We start from the raw sequence: 5,481 nt of genomic DNA, 5'->3' as shown, positions 1-5,481 counted from the left end.
CGCACGCTCGCTACGCCAGGGCCACATCGGCATCCAGAACCACGGCGCCTCCGACCAGGTCGCCTTCCGCAACATCCGCGTCAAGGAGCTGAGCGTCACGGTGGAGGCCGAGTCCTGTACCTCCAGCCGTGGCGTGCGGGCCGTCCGCCACTCCGCCGCCGGCGGTGGTAAGACGCTCGGCCACATCAACGACGGCGACTGGGCGGGCTACGCGCACGTCACCACGGAGGGCGCGACGGCCTTCGCCGCCCGCGTCTCCTCGGCCGGTTCCGGCGGCACGATCCAGGTCCGCTCGGGCTCCCCCCGCGGGCCGCTGCTCGGCTCGGTGGCCGTGCCCGTCACGGGCGGGTGGGAGAGCTTCCGGGACGTCACCACCACGCTGGCCGGTTCCGCCACCGGCCCGCTCCATCTGATCTTCAAGGGCGGCAGGGGGTTCCTGTTCGACGTCGACAGCTTCACCTTGGGCAGGTATGGCCCCTGACGGCACCGGGCAGGGGGCCTCCATGCCGCACCTGCCCGCGCCAGTGGCGCACCGGACGATCGACGTGGACGGGATCGAGATCTTCTACCGGGAGGCCGGCCCGCCGGACGCCCCGGTGTTCCTGCTGCCGCACGGCTATCCCTGCTCCTCGTACGAGTTCCGCGGCCTCATGCCCGCCCTCGGCGACCGCTGGCGCCTGCTCGCCCCCGACCTGCCGGGCTTCGGCTACAGCGGCACCCCCGAGCGCTTCTCCTACACCTTCGACGGCTACGCCGGCTTCCTCGACCGCTTCACCCAGGTGATGAAGCTGTCGCGGTACGCCGTCTACCTGCACGACTACGGCTCCCAGTTCGGCCTCCGGCTGGCCATGCGGGCACCCGAGCGGGTCGCCGCGCTCGTCATCCAGAACGGCGACATCTACGAGGACGCGCTGGGCCCGAAGTACGCGTGGCTGAAGGAGTTCTGGTCGAACCCGACGCCGGAGGGCCGGGAGAGGATGGCCGGCAACGTCTCGGAGGAGGGCTTCCGCGACGAGTTCGCCGGCGAGCTGCCCCCGCACCTCGCCGCGCGGGTGAGCCCGGACCTGTGGAAGCTGCACTGGAACCTGATGGACACGCCGCGGCGCCGGGCCAACGTCGTGGGCCTGTTCGAGGACCAGGCGACCACGCTCGGCTGGTTCCCCAAGGAGCAGGCGTACCCGCGCGAGCACCGGCCGCCGACGCTCATCGTCTGGGGGCCGCACGACGGCTACATGCCGGAGGAGTCGGCCAGGGCGTACCTGCGCGACCTGCCGGACGCCGAGCTGCACCTGCTCGACGCCGGGCACTGGGCGCTGGAGACCAGCCTCGGGGAGATCGTCCCCCTCGTCCGCGACTTCCTCGGGCGCGTCCACTCCTGAGCCGCGATCAGGTGGCGGGCAGCGCCGTGGCCAGCAGCACCACGCCGAGCGAGCCCACCAGCGAGGTCACCGCCAGGGCCCGCGCCAGCCGGGGCCGGCCGGCCCCCGTGGCCCATCCATGCGCCCCCGCCGCCGCCATGACCAGGCAGAACAGCAGCAGCTTGGCGGCCAGGATCCGCCCGTAGCCGGGCTCGGCGAGCGAGGCCCAGGTGACGCCCTTGTGCCCGGCCATGGCCACCCCGCTGGCCAGCTGCACGGGCAGGAACACGGCGGCGGTCAGCAGGCCGAAGCGGCGGCCGACGGCCTTCAGCACCCGGCCGCGCCGCTCCTCGTCCAGCAGCCTCCGGGCCAGCGGCAGCAGCACCAGGGAGACGCTGAGCTGCCCGCCGACCCACAGCGCGGCCCCGAGCACGTGCGCGAAGCGCACCACCGACCACCAGGTCATGGCGCGCTCAGATCCGGCACCCGCGGGTTCTCGCCCTCCAACCAGCTGCCGGAGGGGCCGCACCTGCGGCGCAGGCCGGTGGCGCCCAGGCCGGAGCGGGCGTAGAAGTCGTCGAGGGCGGCGATGACGCCGTCGACGGTGGTGGTGGCGTAGCGGGCGTGCCGCAGGTGCAGGCCGTAGCGCTGGGCCACCCGGACCGCGGCCGCCATGTCGGCCGGCGGGCCGTCGCCTTCCGTCGCGATCCAGCGCAGGAAGCCGCGCACGCGACGGAGATAGGCGGCCTTGCTGGAGTCCGCCAGGGCGGACCCGGCCAGCGCGGTGGCGTAGGCGGAGACCACCGCCTCGTGAGCGGCTGGGAGCCGGCCTTCCCTCCGGGTGCTCATCGGGGATCTCCTTGGTGTTCGCGACGGTTGCTGGCAGGTTACGAGCCTGGCGGGGCGGTCCTCCGGCCGGGTAGGGCCGTTGGTCCCGAACCGCGTGGCCTTTCGGCCGAACAGCAGGCAGGGACCTTCTCCCGACAAAAGGGGACTTTGGTCCCTACTCGCGGCATCGCCGGAGTCGGCAGGTTGTCGGGGTGATGTACCAGGACGACGACCGGACGGATGCCCGCCGGCTCAGGGAACTGCCCGCGGCCGAGGCCCTGGAGTTGCTGGCCGGGGTGCCGTTCGGGCGGATCGTCTTCACCCGCCACGCGCTGCCCGCGGTCCGGCCGGTGAACCACGTCGTCGTGGACGGGCAGATCATCATCCGCTCCAATCCCGGCACGATCCTCAGCGCCCACGTGGCGCCCTCGGAGGCCGTGGTGGCGTACGAGGCCGACGAGCTGGACGGTCACGAGCGTCTGGGCTGGAGCGTCATCGTCACCGGGGTGGCCCGCCTGGTGACCGAGCCGCACGAGGCGGCCCGGTTCAAGGCGATGCTCCGCCCCTGGGTGGCGGGCGAGATGGACCAGGTGATCCGGGTCCAGCCGGAGATCGTCACGGGGTTCGTGCTGGTTCCCGCCGCGGCTCCGGCCTAGCGGTACGCCGGCGGTAGACCACGTACGGCCGCCACAGGTACGCGATCGGCGCCGACCAGACGTGCACGAGCCTGGTGAACGGCCACATCCCCACGAACACCCATGCCACCAGCGCGTGCAGCCGGTACACCAGCGGGACGTCCGCCATCAGGTCCGGGGCCGGCCGGAAGGTCAGGACGCCGCGGAACCACACCGCGATCGTGTCGCGGTGGTCGTAGCCGCCGCCGAGCAGGTTGCGGCCCACGGTCCCGGCCATGCCGAGCGCGATCACCACCGCCATGACGGTGAACAGCGCCTTGTCCATGCGGGTGGTGGTGCGGCGGACCCGCGGGGTGGCCAGGCGGCGGGCCAGCAGCAGCACCAGCCCGGCCACCACCATCACCCCGGCCACGCGCCCCGGGGTGCCCGGGGCAGGGACACAAAGTCCCTTCCAGCTGGTCCGATGGACCGTTTCGCGCCGCCGGTCCGCAGGTCAGGTGCGGAACGGGCCGGTCACGCAGTAGGTGATGCCGCCGGAGGAGGAGCCCGAGGTGCCGCGCTGGGAGGAGAAGTAGAGCCGGTCGCCGGCCGGGCTGAAGGCCGGGCCGGTGATCTCCGAGGAGCCCTGGCCGCCGATCCGCAGGAACGGGGAGATCTTGTCGTCCGGGGTGATCAGGCAGATCTCCATGTTGCCGCCGTCCTCGGCGACGTACAGGTCGCCGGAGGAGGAGCCGGTGACGTTGTCGACGCCCGTGAGCGGCGGGGTGCCGGGGCTGACCAGGCTGTCGTCGTAGGCGAGCTCGTACGTGCCGGAGGTCAGGTTGACCTGCCAGACCCGGTTGTCGCCCTTCGTGGTGAACCAGACCGTGTCGCCCGCGTAGTGGCAGCCCTCGCCACCGTTGAACGACTTGGAGCCCGACACCTGGCTCCTCGTCGCCGTCGGCGAGCCGTCCGGGTCGGGCACGTCCGCCCAGGTGAACGAGCCGGACGTGGCGGATCCCGCCATCATGACCTGGAGGGTGCCGGACGACAGGTCGCCCCACGTCGTGGGGATGAACCGGTAGAAGCGCCCGTTGGTCTCGTCCTCGGTCAGGTAGATCACCCGCCGAACGGGGTCGGCGGCGGCCGCCTCGTGCTTGAACCGCCCCATCGCCGGCCGGCGCACCGCCGTGCCGCCGAACGGGTAGGTCTCGTAGACGTAGCCGAGGCTGACCTCCTCGCACGACAGCCACGTGTTCCACGGCGTCTTCCCGCCCGCGCAGTTCGTCCGGGTGCCGGACAGGATCCGGTACGCCGACGTGACGGTGCCGCCGGAGTCGAACCGGATGGCCGAGGCGCCGCCACCGGGGTTGATCTCGGAGTTGGAGACGTAGATCCAGCCGCTGCCGTCGGCGAAGCAGGCGCCTCCGTCGGGGGCGTTGTGCCAGGTGTAGGAGGTGCCCGGGACGACCTGCCCGGAGCGGGCGATCACCCGGCTGGTGAAGCCGGCGGGCAGCTGGATGCCGTTGGCGTCGGCGGCCTGTAAGGGGCCGTAGGGGCCGGTGGCGTTCTGGGCCGGTGCGGCCAGCGCCGCGCCCTGCCAGAGACTGCCGGAGAAGGCGACCGTGCCCGCGCCGAGCACGGAAGCACGCAGGAAATGACGACGCTCCATCGAGGAGACCTCCTTGAGAGGGGGGTGCGGCCTCGCTGACAGTAAGTCGGGCGAGGGGACAACCGGCTGTCAGGAAAGTTAACAGCCGTAGTGCGGCGGAACACATTCCGGTGCGCGCTTGCGCGGGCGGCCGACCCTGGACTGAACTGGGTGTCGTGATCGACGGCCGTGCCGACATCGTCGAACAGGCCCCGCGCCGGCCCCGCCGCGCGGGGATCGTGGTGCTGCTCGCCCTGCTGGCCGTGCCGCTCATCGCGTTCCTCACCGGCCGGGACACCGACCGCCGTCCGGCCCCGGTGGTCACCGCCCCGGCGCCCGTGCGCCAGGCTGGCGGGGTGGTGCCCAACGCCCTCTACCCCGCGGCGAGCGGCACAGGCGGCACCAGGACGTTGCGGGTCACGTTCCCCGACGGGTCGCGGGCGGAGCTCACGTACCCGGCCGGGCTGAACCTGGCCTCGCTCGGGGCACGCCCGTACACGAGCGCCACCCTGTCCGGCGGCGGGACGGCGGAGGTGTTCCGCCCGCTCACCGCTCCCTTCTACGGCGAGGCGGAGATCGCCGCCGGCCGCCCGATGGTCCGCGCGCTCACCCGGTCCGTCACGCTGTGGCCCGGCCCGCTCGGGGTGGACTCCGCCGGTCAGGTGCTGCTCTTCGGCTTCGGCGACTGGCGGGTGGCGCTGCAGGACGAGACCGCCGGGATGACGTTCGAACAGCGGCTGGCCTGGGCCGAGAACCTGCGCGGCAGGCTCACCCCCGACGGCTTCCTCACCCTGTCGGCCGGCGGCCCGCTGCGCCTGTCGCGGCCCGGCGAGGTGCGCGACGGCGTGCTCGTCGGGCCGCAGCTGTGGCTGGGCGGGCTGAGCCGCCGCATGCTGGTGGTCGCCCCGGACCCCGGCTGCGGGCGGCCCAGCGGCAGGTCCAGCGGTGGGCCCAGCGGTGGGCCCAGCGGTGGGCCCAGTGGTGGGCCCAGTGGTGGGCGCAGTGGTGGGCGCAGCAGCCGGCCCAGCGG

General features: G+C 73.2%; 8 protein-coding genes. 4 read left to right on the top strand and 4 right to left on the bottom strand.

Annotated elements, in window-relative coordinates:
- Together AB0J69_RS61325 and AB0J69_RS61320 are read left to right on the top strand one after the other, a co-directional pair.
- Window positions 1-481, top strand: a 481-nt coding sequence (locus AB0J69_RS61325; RefSeq protein WP_364138538.1) for a carbohydrate-binding protein, incomplete at its 5' end; no start/stop codon positions are given.
- Window positions 471-1,379, top strand: a complete 909-nt coding sequence (locus tag AB0J69_RS61320) for an alpha/beta hydrolase (protein ID WP_364138535.1) — start codon at window positions 471-473, stop codon at window positions 1,377-1,379. The genes AB0J69_RS61325 and AB0J69_RS61320, both read left to right, overlap by 11 nt.
- Before the next feature lie 7 nt (window positions 1,380-1,386).
- On the opposite strand, the gene AB0J69_RS61315 is transcribed toward AB0J69_RS61320, so the two are convergent.
- Entirely contained in the window at window positions 1,387-1,824 is a 438-nt protein-coding gene (locus tag AB0J69_RS61315; protein ID WP_364138532.1) for a hypothetical protein, read from the bottom strand.
- The gene (locus AB0J69_RS61310) at window positions 1,821-2,207 is read right to left on the bottom strand and encodes a hypothetical protein (RefSeq protein ID WP_364138530.1); all 387 of its coding nucleotides are present in this window, start codon (window positions 2,205-2,207) and stop codon (window positions 1,821-1,823) included. Before AB0J69_RS61310 ends, AB0J69_RS61315 begins: the two co-directional genes overlap by 4 nt.
- Window positions 2,208-2,401: 194 nt before the next feature.
- Between AB0J69_RS61310 and AB0J69_RS61305 the strand changes: the two genes are divergently transcribed.
- Window positions 2,402-2,842 (top strand): pyridoxamine 5'-phosphate oxidase family protein, encoded by a 441-nt coding sequence (locus AB0J69_RS61305; RefSeq protein WP_364138541.1) that lies wholly within the window; start codon window positions 2,402-2,404, stop codon window positions 2,840-2,842.
- On the opposite strand, the gene narI is transcribed toward AB0J69_RS61305, so the two are convergent.
- Both narI and AB0J69_RS61295 read right to left on the bottom strand, forming a co-directional pair.
- Window positions 2,802-3,233 carry a respiratory nitrate reductase subunit gamma gene (narI, locus tag AB0J69_RS61300; RefSeq protein WP_364138527.1) on the bottom strand — a complete coding sequence of 144 codons (432 nt, stop codon included), beginning with the start codon at window positions 3,231-3,233 and terminating at the stop codon, window positions 2,802-2,804. The two genes, AB0J69_RS61305 and narI, sit on opposite strands and share 41 nt — an antisense overlap.
- 81 nt (window positions 3,234-3,314) lie before the next feature.
- Window positions 3,315-4,472 (bottom strand): alkaline phosphatase PhoX, encoded by a 1,158-nt coding sequence (locus AB0J69_RS61295; RefSeq protein ID WP_364138524.1) that lies wholly within the window; start codon window positions 4,470-4,472, stop codon window positions 3,315-3,317.
- Window positions 4,473-4,627: 155 nt separating this feature from the next.
- Between AB0J69_RS61295 and AB0J69_RS61290 the strand changes: the two genes are divergently transcribed.
- The coding region (locus tag AB0J69_RS61290) for a hypothetical protein (protein WP_364138521.1) at window positions 4,628-5,481 on the top strand (854 nt) is incomplete at its 3' end.

The organism is Nonomuraea sp. NPDC049709, from assembly GCF_040674815.1.
GTDB lineage: Bacteria > Actinomycetota > Actinomycetes > Streptosporangiales > Streptosporangiaceae > Nonomuraea.
The sequence above is the reverse complement of the archived record's forward strand: the minus strand, read 5'-3'. Positions and strand labels throughout refer to the sequence as shown.